The sequence below is a fragment of the Streptococcus vestibularis ATCC 49124 genome, assembly GCF_000188295.1.
In the GTDB taxonomy this organism is placed as follows: Bacteria; Bacillota; Bacilli; order Lactobacillales; family Streptococcaceae; genus Streptococcus; species Streptococcus vestibularis.
Genome location: NZ_GL831112.1, coordinates 676,202 through 690,384 on the forward strand (window position 1 = coordinate 676,202; position 14,183 = coordinate 690,384).

Annotated in this window: 10 protein-coding genes; all 10 read left to right on the forward strand. The window is 36.9% G+C overall.

Annotation, left to right across the window (positions count from 1 at the left end; translation table 11 throughout):
* Positions 1-10: 10 nt before the first annotated feature.
* The 10 genes from HMPREF9425_RS03415 (at position 11) to HMPREF9425_RS10590 (ending at position 14,038) form a co-directional block, all read left to right on the forward strand.
* On the forward strand, positions 11-190 hold the full coding sequence (locus HMPREF9425_RS03415) for a hypothetical protein (RefSeq protein ID WP_003093251.1): 180 nt from the start codon (positions 11-13) through the stop codon (positions 188-190).
* Complete coding sequence (locus HMPREF9425_RS03420) at positions 183-1,064, forward strand: ABC transporter ATP-binding protein (RefSeq protein ID WP_003096793.1); 882 nt, start codon at positions 183-185, stop codon at positions 1,062-1,064. Before HMPREF9425_RS03415 ends, HMPREF9425_RS03420 begins: the two co-directional genes overlap by 8 nt.
* Complete coding sequence (locus HMPREF9425_RS03425; protein WP_003096797.1) at positions 1,061-1,798, forward strand: ABC transporter permease; 738 nt, start codon at positions 1,061-1,063, stop codon at positions 1,796-1,798. Before HMPREF9425_RS03420 ends, HMPREF9425_RS03425 begins: the two co-directional genes overlap by 4 nt.
* Positions 1,791-2,885 (forward strand): sensor histidine kinase, encoded by a 1,095-nt coding sequence (locus tag HMPREF9425_RS03430; protein ID WP_003096800.1) that lies wholly within the window; start codon positions 1,791-1,793, stop codon positions 2,883-2,885. Before HMPREF9425_RS03425 ends, HMPREF9425_RS03430 begins: the two co-directional genes overlap by 8 nt.
* The gene (locus tag HMPREF9425_RS03435) at positions 2,882-3,484 is read left to right on the forward strand and encodes a response regulator transcription factor (protein WP_003096803.1); all 603 of its coding nucleotides are present in this window, start codon (positions 2,882-2,884) and stop codon (positions 3,482-3,484) included. The genes HMPREF9425_RS03430 and HMPREF9425_RS03435 overlap by 4 nt, the downstream gene beginning before the upstream one ends.
* A gap of 339 nt (positions 3,485-3,823) precedes the next feature.
* Complete coding sequence (locus tag HMPREF9425_RS03440) at positions 3,824-4,816, forward strand: ABC transporter ATP-binding protein (protein ID WP_003096806.1); 993 nt, start codon at positions 3,824-3,826, stop codon at positions 4,814-4,816.
* A gap of 1 nt (position 4,817) precedes the next feature.
* Positions 4,818-5,636 carry an ABC transporter permease gene (locus HMPREF9425_RS03445; RefSeq protein WP_003096808.1) on the forward strand — a complete coding sequence of 273 codons (819 nt, stop codon included), beginning with the start codon at positions 4,818-4,820 and terminating at the stop codon, positions 5,634-5,636.
* Position 5,637: 1 nt separating this feature from the next.
* Entirely contained in the window at positions 5,638-6,423 is a 786-nt protein-coding gene (locus HMPREF9425_RS03450) for an ABC transporter permease (protein ID WP_003096810.1), read from the forward strand.
* 739 nt (positions 6,424-7,162) lie between these two features.
* On the forward strand, positions 7,163-13,654 hold the full coding sequence (locus HMPREF9425_RS03460; RefSeq protein WP_003096814.1) for a S8 family serine peptidase: 6,492 nt from the start codon (positions 7,163-7,165) through the stop codon (positions 13,652-13,654).
* A gap of 9 nt (positions 13,655-13,663) precedes the next feature.
* Positions 13,664-14,038, forward strand: coding sequence for a hypothetical protein (locus HMPREF9425_RS10590; protein ID WP_316068311.1), 375 nt, complete (start codon positions 13,664-13,666; stop codon positions 14,036-14,038).
* Positions 14,039-14,183 lie beyond the last annotated feature (145 nt).

The window sequence follows — 14,183 nt, forward strand, 5'->3', positions numbered from 1 at the left end:
GAGGCCCAGTATGAAATTATTGAAAATACTAAGCATTATGCTTCTAGCAGCAATTTGGACCATCCTCTTTGCCTATGTCTTACTTCATGGCAGCAGTGATATTCTCTACAGTGTTATGGGCGTCTCAGTTGCAGGCTGTTATGTTTTTCTAGCCTTCTACCAAAAGAAAGGAAATCACAAACATGAGTGAAGCAATCCTTCAAGTCACAAATCTTGTCAAAAAAATCAAAGGAAAAACGATTTTAGACCATATTAGCTTTGAGGTGGGAAAAGGCGACTGTCTTGCTTTAATTGGGCCAAATGGTGCTGGTAAAACGACCTTAATGTCCTGTATTCTTGGGGATAAGAAAGCCAGTAGCGGTCAAGTCTTTATCAAGGGTAAAAAGGGGAAAGCACAAGATCAAATTGCGGTCCTTCTCCAAGAAAATACCATCCCCTCGCAATTAAAAGTCAAGGAACTGATTGCTTTTTTCCAAGATATTTCTGAAAATGGCTTATCTAAAGAAGAGATACAAGCACTCTTACAATTCAAAGGCGACCAGTATCAGCAGTTTGCGGACAAACTCTCAGGAGGACAAAAACGTCTTCTTGCCTTTGTTCTCTGTCTTATTGGCAAGCCTGACATTCTCTTTTTAGATGAACCGACAGCAGGGATGGACACTACGACACGCCAACGTTTTTGGGAAATCATCAATGATTTGAAAAAGTCAGGTGTGACCATTCTTTATTCGTCCCACTATATCGAAGAAGTAGAGCACACGGCTGACCGTATCTTGGTCCTTCATCAAGGGAAACTTATCAGAGATACTACGCCACATGCCATGCGTAGCGAAGAAAAGGAAAAACAAGTCACCTTACCAAGTCGCTTTGTGCCAAGTCTTGACAAACTGGCAGCCATTTATGATGTGACTGAAAAACGTGATGTTGTAACCTTTATGACTAAAGATATTGAAAGTGTATGGAGTAGTTTACAAGCTCACGGCTGTCGCATTTCTGACATTGAAATTCAAAACAAGACACTTTTAGATAGCTTATTTGATAGCACAAGGGAGGACAAGTCATGAAAGCACTACTTAAAATCGAATGGATAAAAACATGGCGCAGTTGGCCCGTCTTCATCATGTCCATCGGAATGCCTGTCGGATTCTTCCTCTTGTATTCAGGTATGGAAATGAGTCCTGACCCAACGTCACAAAAAGCTTTTATCTTCTCCTATATGTTGACCATGACAGGATTCTCTATGTCCAGCTTTGGTTTCTTTACCTTCCCCTACATGCTTAGAGAGGACCAAACCGAGCACTGGCTGACCTACATCGAACATTCAAAAATCAGTATTCAATCCTATTACCTCTCTAAGATTTTCCGAGTTCTTATGAACTTTATGGTTGCTATCCTAGTGACTTTCTGTGTGGGAGCTTTTGTGCGTGATGTTGAGATGCCATTATCACATTGGCTCGGTTCAGGGGCTCTTTTACTCTTGTCAAGCCTAGTCTTCCTATCTTTTGGCTTACTCCTTGCCCAAATTAAGTCTCAACAAATCATGGCAATTGTCGGAAATATCGTTTTTCTTGGACTTGCTATTATCGGTGGTTCTTGGATGCCAGTTACCATGTTTCCAAAATGGGTTCAGCACATTTCCGAGTGGACACCCATCTACCATATCAATCAGTTGGTAGTCAATTTCGCAAAAAAATGGGAATTTTCATGGAAATCACTCATTTTTATCTTGGTCTATGCTACAATAGCTACAGGCTTAGCCCTTTTTATCAAATCGTACAGAGAAAGTGACCATGTTTAGAACATACCAGAAAAATGATTTTGCTTATTTTGTTAGTCTGATTTTCCTAGTCTTCCCGATCTTAGGAGTTGTTGGTGGGTATTTTCCAGTTTGGACCATAGTTTTGACTGGACTGTTTACCATAGCTTATCTCCTGATGGTGTATTTGAAAAAAGCTTATAGTAAGTGGATTCCCTTCCTGTGGTTTTATACTCTAGCTTACATTATCTTTATGTCCATTTGCTTCCAAGGTGGCATGATATGGTTTGTTTTTTTCAACGTTAATCTACTTGTTTGGCGATTTGAGGATAGCATATCTTCTTACCGTTTCTTATCCTTTCTAGTGACACTCTTGATTTTGACGTCATCATTCTTCCTATTGACAGACGATTTGAGTACCCGCCTCATGTCTATGGCGATTCCTCTCTTTTCTTTGGGAATGTACTATTTTCAAAACCGTATGCGTCAGGAGAGAAAGATGGAAGAAGCCCTCGCGGAGCAGAATCGTACCATTAATATCCTGTCAGCTGAAAATGAACGCAATCGTATTGGTCGTGATTTGCACGATACCTTAGGGCATACCTTTGCCATGATGAGTCTTAAAACCGAGTTGGCTCTAAAACAGATGGACAAGGAGCAGTATGAAGCTGCTAGAAAGAATCTGGAAGAATTGAACCAGATTAGCCGAGACTCCATGTACGAGGTGCGTGAGATTGTCAATAAGCTCAAGTACCGAACGGTGGCAGAGGAGCTACTGGAACTCGAACGACTCTTTGACCTATCTGATATTGTCTTGACTGTGGATAGTAGCCTTGACTTAGACAGCCTGTCACCCGTTAGTCAGTCTACCTTGTCCATGGTGCTTCGTGAACTGGCCAATAATGTCATCAAACATAGCCAGGCTGAAAGCTGTCAGATTCGTCTAAGACGTGATCATGGTATTATCCTTGAGTTTGAGGATGATGGTTGTGGGTTTAAGGAAGTCACGGGCCAAGAACTACACAGTATCAGAGAGCGCCTCAATTTGGTAGATGGAGACTTGGAAATTCTGTCACAATCGCATCCAACTATTATTCGTGTGTATATGAAAGAGGGAGGAAAAGCATGAAATTATTAGTTGCCGAAGACCAGTCAATGTTGAGGGATGCCCTCTGCCAGCTCCTCATGTTGGAAGACGATGTCGAAGAAGTCCATGCGGCTAGTGATGGTCAAGAAGCCATTGCTCTCTTGGAAAAAGAAGAAGTCGACGTAGCCATTTTAGACATTGAAATGCCAGTTAAGACAGGCCTTGATGTCCTAGAGTGGATCCGTGCCAACCAAAGAGAAACGAAGGTCGTTATTGTGACCACCTTCAAACGAAAAGGCTATTTTAAACGAGCCCTTGCAGCCCAGGTGGATGCCTATGTGCTCAAAGAGCGTTCCATCAGTGACCTCATGGCGACCATCCATACCGTCCTAGTAGGTCATAAGGAGTACTCACCAGAGCTTGTTGAAGGTGTCGCCTTTGATAATAATCCACTCAGCCAACGTGAACAAGAAGTCTTGGCCATGGTAGCTCAAGGTTCAACCAACCAAGAAATTGCTGAAAGCCTCTTTCTCTCAAATGGAACCGTCCGAAATTACATGACAGCCATCCTGACCAAACTTAATGCAGGTAATAGAACAGAAGCAGTCCGCATTGCCAAAGAAAAAGATTGGCTAGGGTGAGGAGAATTGGAAGAGTTCCAAAGCCACCTCTAATCCAGACTTGTTATATACACCAATCCTTCAGTGCTAGATACCGCCAAGTATGTTTTCCTATAAATGCTTTAGATCATACATTCTGAGTCTGTCTTTATAGACAGTATTTTTTTGTTTTCTTAAAATATCAAAACTATTTTCTCTTTTGTGAGAATAATACTTGGTTTCCTTTTTTAACTGTTTTATAATAGAGTCATACTGAGGCCTTCTGGTGTGAGAAAGATGGCAGATTTTAGGAGATGAGAAATCGGCTTTTTGTGTTTAGATGACAAGATTTGTTGATTTTTTTACGATAGGGAGATAGATATGGCAATGATAGAAGTGAGGCATCTTCAGAAAAATTTTGTGAAGACTGTTAAGGAACCGGGCTTGAAGGGGGCGTTACGCTCCTTTATTTATCCTGAAAAGCAGACCTTTGAAGCGGTCAAGGATTTGACCTTTGAGGTTCCTAAGGGGCAGATTTTAGGTTTCATTGGAGCAAATGGTGCTGGGAAGTCGACAACCATCAAAATGCTGACAGGAATTTTGAAACCAACATCTGGTTTTTGTCGGATTAACGGCAAGATTCCCCAGGACAATCGCCAAGATTATGTCAAGGATATAGGAGTGGTCTTCGGACAACGTACCCAGCTATGGTGGGATTTGGCATTGCAAGAGACCTACACGGTTTTAAAAGAAATTTACGATGTTCCAGACTCGCTCTTCCATAAGCGCATGGACTTTTTGAATGAAGTCTTGGATTTGAAGGACTTTATCAAGGACCCCGTTCGAACTCTTTCACTAGGTCAACGGATGCGGGCGGATATTGCGGCTTCCTTGCTTCACAATCCCAAGGTTCTCTTTTTGGATGAACCGACTATTGGTTTGGACGTTTCGGTCAAGGATAACATTCGTCGAGCCATTACCCAGATCAATCAGGAGGAAGAAACAACCATTCTCTTGACCACTCACGATCTGAGCGACATTGAGCAACTGTGTGATCGGATTTTTATGATTGATAAGGGGCAGGAGATTTTTGATGGAACGGTGAGACAGCTCAAGGAAACCTTTGGCAAGATGAAGACTCTTTCTTTTGAACTGGTGCCAGGTCAAAGTCATCTTGTTTCTCACTATGAAGGCCTGCCTGATATGACCGTTGATAGACAAGGAAATAGCCTCAATATTGAATTCGATAGTTCACGCTACCAGTCAGCTGACATTATCAAGCAAACCCTGTCTGATTTTGAAATTCGCGATTTGAAGATGGTAGATACGGATATCGAGGATATTATCCGTCGCTTCTATCGAAAGGAGCTCTAAGATGGTCAAATTGTGGAGACGTTATAAACCCTTTATCAATGCAGGTGTTCAGGAGTTGATCACCTACCGAGTCAACTTTATTCTTTATCGGATTGGGGATGTTATGGGGGCTTTTGTGGCCTTTTATCTCTGGAAGGCTGTCTTTGATTCCTCGCAGGAGTCCTTGATTCAGGGCTTCAGTATGGCAGATATTACCCTCTACATCATCATGAGTTTTGTGACTAATCTTTTGACAAGATCAGATTCGTCCTTTATGATTGGGGAGGAGGTCAAGGATGGCTCTATTATCATGCGATTGTTGCGACCAGTGCATTTTGCGGCTTCTTACCTCTTTACTGAGCTTGGTTCCAAGTGGTTGATTTTTATCTCTGTTGGCCTTCCATTTTTAAGTGTCATTGTTTTGATGAAAATCTTATCTGGGCAAGGTATTGTAGAAGTGATAGGCTTAACTGTCCTTTACCTCTTTAGCTTAACACTCGCCTACCTGATTAACTTTTTCTTTAATATCTGTTTTGGTTTTTCAGCCTTTGTATTTAAAAATCTTTGGGGATCAAATCTCCTCAAGAATTCCTTGGTGGCTTTTATGTCTGGAAGTTTGATTCCCTTGGCTTTCTTTCCAAAGGTTGTTTCAGATATTCTGTCCTTCCTGCCTTTTTCATCCTTGATTTATACTCCGGTCATGATCATTGTTGGGAAATACGATGCCAGTCAGATTTTTCAAGCGCTTTTACTCCAGTTCTTCTGGCTTATAGTTATGGTGGGCTTGTCTCAGTTGATTTGGAAACGAGTCCAGTCATTTATCACCATTCAAGGAGGATAGTATGAAAAAATATCAACGCATGCATCTGATTTTTATCAGACAATACATCAAGCAAATCATGGAGTACAAGGTCGATTTTGTGGTTGGTGTCCTAGGAGTCTTTCTGACTCAAGGCTTGAACCTCCTGTTTCTCAATGTCATCTTTCAACATATTCCATCTCTAGAAGGCTGGACTTTTCAAGAGATTGCCTTTATCTATGGATTTTCCTTGATTCCCAAGGGACTGGACCATCTCTTTTTTGATAATCTTTGGGCTTTAGGTCAACGACTAGTCCGAAAAGGGGAGTTTGACAAGTACCTAACTCGTCCTATCAATCCTCTCTTTCACATCCTAGTTGAGACCTTTCAGATTGATGCTTTGGGCGAACTTTTAGTCGGTTGCATTCTATTGGGAACAACAGTATCAAGCATTGCTTGGACGCTTCCCAAATTTCTACTTTTTCTAGTCTGTATTCCTTTTGCGACCTTGATTTATACTTCCTTGAAAATCGCGACAGCCAGCATCGCTTTTTGGACCAAGCAGTCAGGAGCAATGATTTACATCTTCTATATGTTCAATGACTTTGCCAAGTATCCGATTTCCATTTACAATTCGCTTCTTCGATGGTTGATTAGCTTTATCGTGCCTTTTGCATTTACGGCCTATTATCCTGCTAGCTATTTCTTGCAGGACAAGGATGTAATCTTTAACATCGGAGGTTTGATGTTGATTTCCCTTGTTTTCTTTGTTATTTCCCTTAAACTCTGGGATAGGGGCTTGGATTCTTATGAAAGTGCTGGGTCCTAAGATGAAGAAACTCAAAGCCTTGTCTCAGGACAGGCTTTTTCTAGTAGAGATGAAAATTCCTTGACATTTATTCTCAGAGTGTTATACCGTAAGTGTGATCGCCGATTTAGCTCAGTTGGTAGAGCAAGGCACTCGTAAAGCCTAGGTTATAGGTAGATAAACGACTGAGGATTTGAAAAAATAGATATGTAGAAGATAACCGTTAAGTCTTATTCTTAGCGGTTTTTTATATTGTTTAATAGCGCTGATATTTCATTAATGATGTTTGACTTTGTGATGTTGCTAGTGCTTTAAGTTGATTGCTACTATTTTTGATGGTGTGAATGTTCTGATAATGTACCCCAGCTAACTACGAAAGTTTTTGACTCTATGTTTTTAATTCTTATTAAAAAATAAATTAACGTATATTAATTTTTCTTGACTTAAATTTTTTAAATGATATACTATTTTTCTGGAGAGCTAACAATTATATATAAATGTACTACTCTATTTCCTAGATAATACTTATACTCGATGAAAATCAAAGAGCAAACTAGAAAACTATCCGCAGGTTGCTCAAAGCACTGCTTTGAGGTTGTAGATAGAACTGACGAAGTCAGTAACCATACATACGCTAAGATGACGTTGACGCGGTTTGAAGCGATCTTCGAAGAGTATTAGTAAAACTTTTTATAACAAATGCTAGCAAAGTTAAAGTTTACTATCTATTGGAAGTTAAATAAATATGTAAGGAATTAAAATGAAAAAAAGTACAGTATTGTCATTAACCACAGCTGCAGTTATTTTAGCAGCATATGTTCCTAATGAGGTAATCCTAGCAGATACACCTAGTTCTGAAGATTCTTTAAAAATATCTGATAAAGAAACAGTAATAGGTAACCAAAACGAAAACAAAGAAAAACTTGAAGATATTCATAATGTTATAGAAACTTCAAAGGATACTGAAGAAAAGAAAACAACAATTATTGAGGAAAAAGAAGTTGTTAGTAAAAATCCTGTGATAGACAATAACACTAGCAATGAAGAAGCAAAAATCAAAGAAGAAAATTCCAATCAATCCCAAGGAGATAAAGCGGACTTGTCTGCAAGTAAAGACCCAGAAAGTCCCCAAAAAGAGGATAAACTTGTCTATATTGCTGAATTTAAAGATAAAGAATCTGGAGAAAAAGCAATCAAGGAACTATCAAATCTTAAGAATACAAAAGTTTTATATACTTATGATAGAATTTTTAACGGTAGCGCTATTGAAACAACCAAAGATACTCTGGACAAAATTAAACTAATAGAAGGTATTTCATCGGTTGAAAGGTCACAAAAAGTCCAACCTATGATGAATCATGCTAGAAAAGAAATTGGAGTTGAAGAGGCAATCGATTACCTAAAATCTATCAATGCACCATTTGGGAAAAACTTTGATGGTAGAGGTATGGTCATTTCAAATATCGATACGGGAACGGATTATAGGCATAAGGCCATGAGGATTGATGATGACGCTAAAAGCTCAATGAGATTTAAAAAAGAAGACTTAAAAGGTACTGATAAAAATTTCTGGTTGAGTGATAAAATTCCTCATGCTTTCAATTATTATAATGGTGGTAAAATTACTGTAGAAAAAGCTGATGATGGAAGCGATTTTTTTGATCCACATGGGATGCATATTGCAGGGATTCTTGCGGGAAATGATACTGAAAAAGATATTAAAAACTTTAACGGAATAGATGGAATTGCTCCTAATGCACAGATTTTCTCTTATAAAATGTACTCTGACGCAGGATCTGGCTTCGCAGGAGATGAAACAATGTTTCATGCTATTGAAGATTCGATCAAACACAATGTCGATGTTGTTTCGATATCATCTGGCTTTACAGGAACAGGTCTTGTAGGTGAGAAATATTGGCAAGCTATTAGAGCATTAAGAAAAGCAGGCATTCCAATGGTTGTAGCTACGGGTAACTATGCGACTTCTGCTTCAAGTTCTTCATGGGATTTAGTGGCAAATAATAATCTGAAAATGACCGACACTGGAAATGTAACACGAACTGCAGCACATGAAGATGCGATAGCGGTCGCATCTGCTAAAAATCAGACAGTTGAGTTTGATAAAGTCAACATAGGTGGAGAAAATTTTAAATACAGAAATATAGGGGCCTTTTTCGATAAGAATAAAATCACAACAAATGAAGACGGTTCAAAAGCTCCTAGTAAATTAAACTTTGTATATATAGGCAAAGGTCAAGACAAAGATTTGATAGGATTGGATCTTAAGGGCAAAATTGCAGTAATGGATCGAATTTATACCAAGGATTTAAAAGATGCTTTTAAAAGAGCAACGGATAAGGGCGCACGCGCCATTATGGTTGTAAATACTGTCAATTACTACAATAGAGATAATTGGACAGAGCTTCCAGCTATGGGATATGAGGAGGATGAAGGAACTACTAGTCAAGTTTTTTCAATTTCAGGAGATGATGGTGTAAAGTTATGGAACATGATTAACCCTGCCAAAAAAACTGAGGTTAAAAGGAATAATAAAGAAGATTTTAAAGATAAATTGGAGCAATACTATCCAATTGATATGGCAAGCTATAATTCTAATAAACCGAATGTAGGTGACGAAAAAGAGATTGACTTTAAGTTTGCACCTGACACAGACAAAGAACTGTATAAAGAAGAGATCATCGTTCCAGCAGGGTCCACATCTTGGGGGCCAAGAATAGATTTACTTTTAAAACCGGATGTTTCAGCACCCGGTAAAAATATTAAATCCACTCTCAATGTCATTAATGGGAAATCAACTTATGGTTATATGTCAGGGACTAGTATGGCAACTCCAATCGTGGCAGCTTCTACTGTTTTGATTAGACCAAAATTAAAAGAAATGCTTGAAAGACCTGTGTTGAAAAATCTTAAGGGAGATGACAAAATAGATCTTACAAGTCTTACAAAAATAGCCCTACAAAATACTGCACGCCCTATGATGGATGCAACTTCTTGGAAAGAAAAAAGTCAATACTTTGCATCACCTAGACAACAGGGAGCAGGGCTAATTAATGTTGCCAATGCTTTGAGAAATGAAGTCGTAGCTACTTTTAAAAACACGGATTCTAAAGGTTTGGTAAACTCTTATGGTTCTATTTCTCTTAAAGAAATAAAAGGAGATAAAAAATATTTTACAATTAAGCTTCACAATACATCAAACAGGCCTTTAACCTTTAAAGTTTCAGCATCTGCTATAACTACAGATGCTCTCACTGACAGACTCAAACTGGATGAAACATACAAAGATGAAAAATCTCCAGATGGGAAGCAAATTGTTCCAGAAATCCACCCAGAAAAAATCAAAGGAGCAAATATTACATTTGAGCATGACACTTTCACTATAGGCCCAAATTCTAGCTTTGATTTAAATGCGGTTATAAATGTTGGGGAGGCTAAAAACAAAAATAAATTTGTAGAATCATTTATTCATTTTGAGTCAGTGGAAGAAATGGAAGCTCTGAACTCCAACGGGAAGAAAATAAACTTCCAACCTTCTTTATCGATGCCTCTAATGGGATTTGCTGGGAATTGGAACCACGAACCAATCCTTGATAAATGGGCCTGGGAAGAAGGTTCAAGATCAAAAACAATGGAAGGTTATGATGATGATGGCAAACCGAAAATTCCAGGAACCTTAAATAAGGGGATTGGTGGAGAACATGGTATAGATAAATTTAATCCAGCTGGAGTTATACAAAATAGAAAAGATAAAAATACAACATCCCTAGATCAAAATCCAGAATTATTTGCTTTCAATAACGAAGGAATCAATGCACCATCATCAAGTGGTTCTAAGATTGCTAACATTTATCCTTTAGATTCAAATGGAAATCATCAAGATGCTCAACTTGAGAGAGGATTAACACCTTCTCCACTTGTATTAAGAAGTGCAGAAGAAGGATTGATTTCAATAGTAAATACAAATAAAGAGGGAGAAAATCAAAAAGACTTAAAAGTCATTTCGAGAGAACACTTCATTAAAGGAATTTTAAACTCTAAGAGAAATGATGCTAAGGGAATCCAATCTTCTAAGCTAAAAGTTTGGGGCGACCTGAAATGGGATGGACTCATTTATAATCCTAGAGGTAGAGAAGAAAATGCCCCAGAAAGCAAGGATATCAAAGATCCTGCTACTAAGATAAGAGGACAATTTGAACCGATTGCAGAAGGTCAATATTTCTATAAATTTAAATATAGATTAACTAAAGATTACCCATGGCAGGTTTCCTATATTCCTGTAAAAATTGATAACACAGCTCCTAAAATTGTTTCTGTTGATTTTTCAAATCCTGAAAAAATTAAGTTGATTACAAAGGATACTTATCACAAGGTAAAAGATCAATACAAGAATGAAACCCTATTTGCGAGAGATCAAAAAGAACATCCTGAAAAATTTGACGAGATTGCAAACGAAGTTTGGTATGCAGGAGCTGCTCTTGTTAATGAAGATGGAGATGTTGAGAAAAATCTTGAAGTAACTTATGCAGGTGAGGGTCAAGGAAGAAATAGAAAACTTGACAAAGACGGAAATACCATTTATGAAATTAATGGTGCAGGAGATTTAAGAGGAAAAATCATTGAAGTCATTGCATTAGATGGATCTAGCAATTTCACAAAGATTCATAGAATTAAATTTGCTGATCATGCTGATGAAAAGGGGATGATTTCCTATTATCTAGTAGATCCGGATCAAGATTCATCTAAATACCAAAAACTTGGAGAAATTCCTGAATCTAAATTTAAGAATTTAAAAAATGTTAAAGATGATAGCCTAAACAAAGAGACAACTGAGGTAGAACATCATCATGAAAATGAAGAGTCTATCGAAGAAAAATCTAGCTTGACTATCAATAAATCCATTTCAACAATTAGAGATTTTGAAAGTAAAGACTTAAAAAATCTCATTAAAAAGAAATTTAGAGAAGTTGATGACTTTACAAGTGAAACTGGTAAGAGAACAGAGGAATACGATTATAAATACGATGATAAGGGAAATATCATTGCTTATGACGATGGTAGTGCCTTACAATATGAAACTGAAAAACTTGACGAAATCAAATCAAAAATTTATGGTGTTCTAAGCCCGTCTAAAGATGGACACTTTGAAATTCTTGGAAAGATAAGTAATGTTTCTAAAAATGCCAAGGTATATTACGGCAATAACTATAAATCTATAGAAATCAAAACGACTAAGTATGATTCCCACTCAAAAACGATGACATTTGATTTATACGCTAATATTAATGATAGTGTGGATGGATTAGCTTTTGCAGGAGATATGAGATTCTTTGTTAAAGATGATGATCAGATAAAAGCTGAAACTAAAATTAGAATGCCTGAAAAAAATAAGGAAACTAAAACAGAATATCCCTATGCATCAAGTTATGGGAATGTAATAGAATTAGGAGAAGGTGATCTTTCAAAGAACAAACCAAACAATTTAACGGAAATGGAATCTGGTAAAATCTATTCTGATTCAGAAAAACAACAATATCTGTTAAAGGATAACATCATTCTAAGAAAAGGCTATGCACTAAAAGTGACTACCTATAATCCTGGAAAAACGGATATGTTAGAAGGAAATGGAGTTTATAGCCAGGAAGATATAGCAAAAATACAAAAGGCCAATCCTAATCTAAGAGTCCTATCAGAAAAAATAATTTATGCTGATAGTAGAAATGTTGAAGATGGAAGAAGTACTCAATCAGTATTAATGTCGGCTTTGGATGGCTTTAACATTGTAAAATATCAAGTGTTTACCTTTAAAATGAATGATAAAGGGGAGGCAATCGATAAAGATGGAAATCTTGTAACAGATTCTTCTAAACTGGTATTATTTGGTAAAGATGATAAAGAGTATCATGGGGAGGATAAGTCCAACGTAGAAGCTATAAAAGAAGATGGCTCTATGTTATTTATTGATATCAAACCAGTAAATCTTTCAATGGACAAGAACTACTTTAATCCATCTAAATCTAATAAAATTTATGTACGAAATCCAGAATTTTATTTAAGGGGTAAGATTTCTGATAAGGGTGGTTTTAACTGGGAGTTGAGAGTTAATGAATCGGTTGTAGATAATTATTTAATCTACGGAGATTTACACACTGATAACACTAGAGATTTTAACATTAAGCTTAATGTTAAAGACGGTGACATCATGGACTGGGGAATGAAAGACTATAAAGCAAACGGATTCCCAGATAAGGTAACAGATATGGATGGAAATGTTTATCTTCAAACTGGCTATAGCGATTTGAATGCGAAAGCGGTTGGAGTACACTATCAATTTTTATATGATAATGTTAAACCAGAAGTAAACATTGATCCTAAGGGAAATACTAGTATTGAATATGCTGACGGAAAATCTGTAGTCTTTAATATCAATGATAAAAGAAATAATGGATTCGATGGTGAGATTCAAGACAAACATATTTATGTAAATGGAAAAGAATATAAATCATTTGATGATATTAAACAACTAACAGATAAGACACTAAACATTAAGATTGTTGTAAAAGATTTTGCAAGAAATACAACCGTAAAAGAATTCATTTTAAACAAAGATACGGGAGAGGTGAGCGAACTAAAACCTCATACGGTAACTGTGACCATTCAAAATGGAAAAGAAATGAGTTCAACGATAGTGTCGGAAGAAGATTTCATTTTACCTGTCTATAAGGGTGAATTAGAAAAAGGATATCAATTTGATGGCTGGGAAATTGCTGGTTTCGAAGGGAAAAAAGACGCTGGCTATGTTATTAATGTATCAAAAGATACTCTTATAAAACCTGTATTCAAGAAAATAGAGGAGAAAAAGGAGGAGGAAAATAAACCTACTTTTGATGTATCCAAAAAGAAAGATAAGGTGCAAGCAAATCATAATCAATTAGATGAAAGTCACAGAAAAGAGGATTTACAAAGAGAAAATCATTCACACAAATCTGATTCAACTAAGGATGTTACAGCTACAGTTCCTGATAAAAACTTTGAAAATAAGAAGGAAGTTTATCTTAATGAACAAGAGAACATAGCTAATAAACATACTAACATTGATAGTAAGTCGGATACTAATAATACTGATAGACTACCAAAAACCGGGACAGTTAGCGAAGTATTCACGTCATTAGTTGCCGGAATAATGTTTACCTTAGGTGCGTTTCTTGGATTAAAGAAAAAAGATCAAGATTAAGACAAAGCTATAGATGAAAAAGATGGTGTTAAAAAGTTAGGCTTTGTAAAAGTTGCTGATAAGACTTATTATTTTGTAGAAGATGGTGAGAAGAAAACTGGTTTTGTTAAAATCGATGATAAAACTTACTATGTCAAAGAAGGTGTTCGTCTAACGGGTGATATTACTGTTGATGAGAAACATTATTTCTCTAAAGAAGATGGAATGAAAACTGGTTGGTTGAAACAAGGTGGTAGTTGGTATTATCTTGATAATTCAGGCGCTATGAAGACCTGTTGGTTCCAAGTAGATGGTAAATGGTACTATGCTTATAGTTCAGGAGCCCTTGCAGTAAGCACTACAATCAATGGTTATACAGTAAATGCCAACGGTGAGTGGGTTTAAAAGTGTAAAATTTACCATCGAAAATGTAAATAATGAAAAGAAAGCTTATAAAACGGGCTTTCTTTTTCTGCTATGAGAGGTGTATTTGAAAATTAACATAAGTATATAATTGTATAAATAAAATAACTATTAGGTACTAGCCCCC

Excerpts from the sequence above, each read along its gene's own strand:
- HMPREF9425_RS03445 (WP_003096808.1), top strand. The coding sequence starts at position 4,818 with ATGGTCAAATTGTGGAGACGTTATAAACCCTTTATCAATGCAGGTGTT.
- HMPREF9425_RS03430 (WP_003096800.1), top strand. The coding sequence starts at position 1,791 with ATGTTTAGAACATACCAGAAAAATGATTTTGCTTATTTTGTTAGTCTG.
- HMPREF9425_RS03440 (WP_003096806.1), top strand. The coding sequence starts at position 3,824 with ATGGCAATGATAGAAGTGAGGCATCTTCAGAAAAATTTTGTGAAGACT.
- HMPREF9425_RS03425 (WP_003096797.1), top strand. The coding sequence starts at position 1,061 with ATGAAAGCACTACTTAAAATCGAATGGATAAAAACATGGCGCAGTTGG.
- HMPREF9425_RS03415 (WP_003093251.1), top strand. The coding sequence starts at position 11 with ATGAAATTATTGAAAATACTAAGCATTATGCTTCTAGCAGCAATTTGG.
- HMPREF9425_RS03460 (WP_003096814.1), top strand. The coding sequence starts at position 7,163 with ATGAAAAAAAGTACAGTATTGTCATTAACCACAGCTGCAGTTATTTTA.
- HMPREF9425_RS03435 (WP_003096803.1), top strand. The coding sequence starts at position 2,882 with ATGAAATTATTAGTTGCCGAAGACCAGTCAATGTTGAGGGATGCCCTC.
- HMPREF9425_RS03450 (WP_003096810.1), top strand. The coding sequence starts at position 5,638 with ATGAAAAAATATCAACGCATGCATCTGATTTTTATCAGACAATACATC.
- HMPREF9425_RS03420 (WP_003096793.1), top strand. The coding sequence starts at position 183 with ATGAGTGAAGCAATCCTTCAAGTCACAAATCTTGTCAAAAAAATCAAA.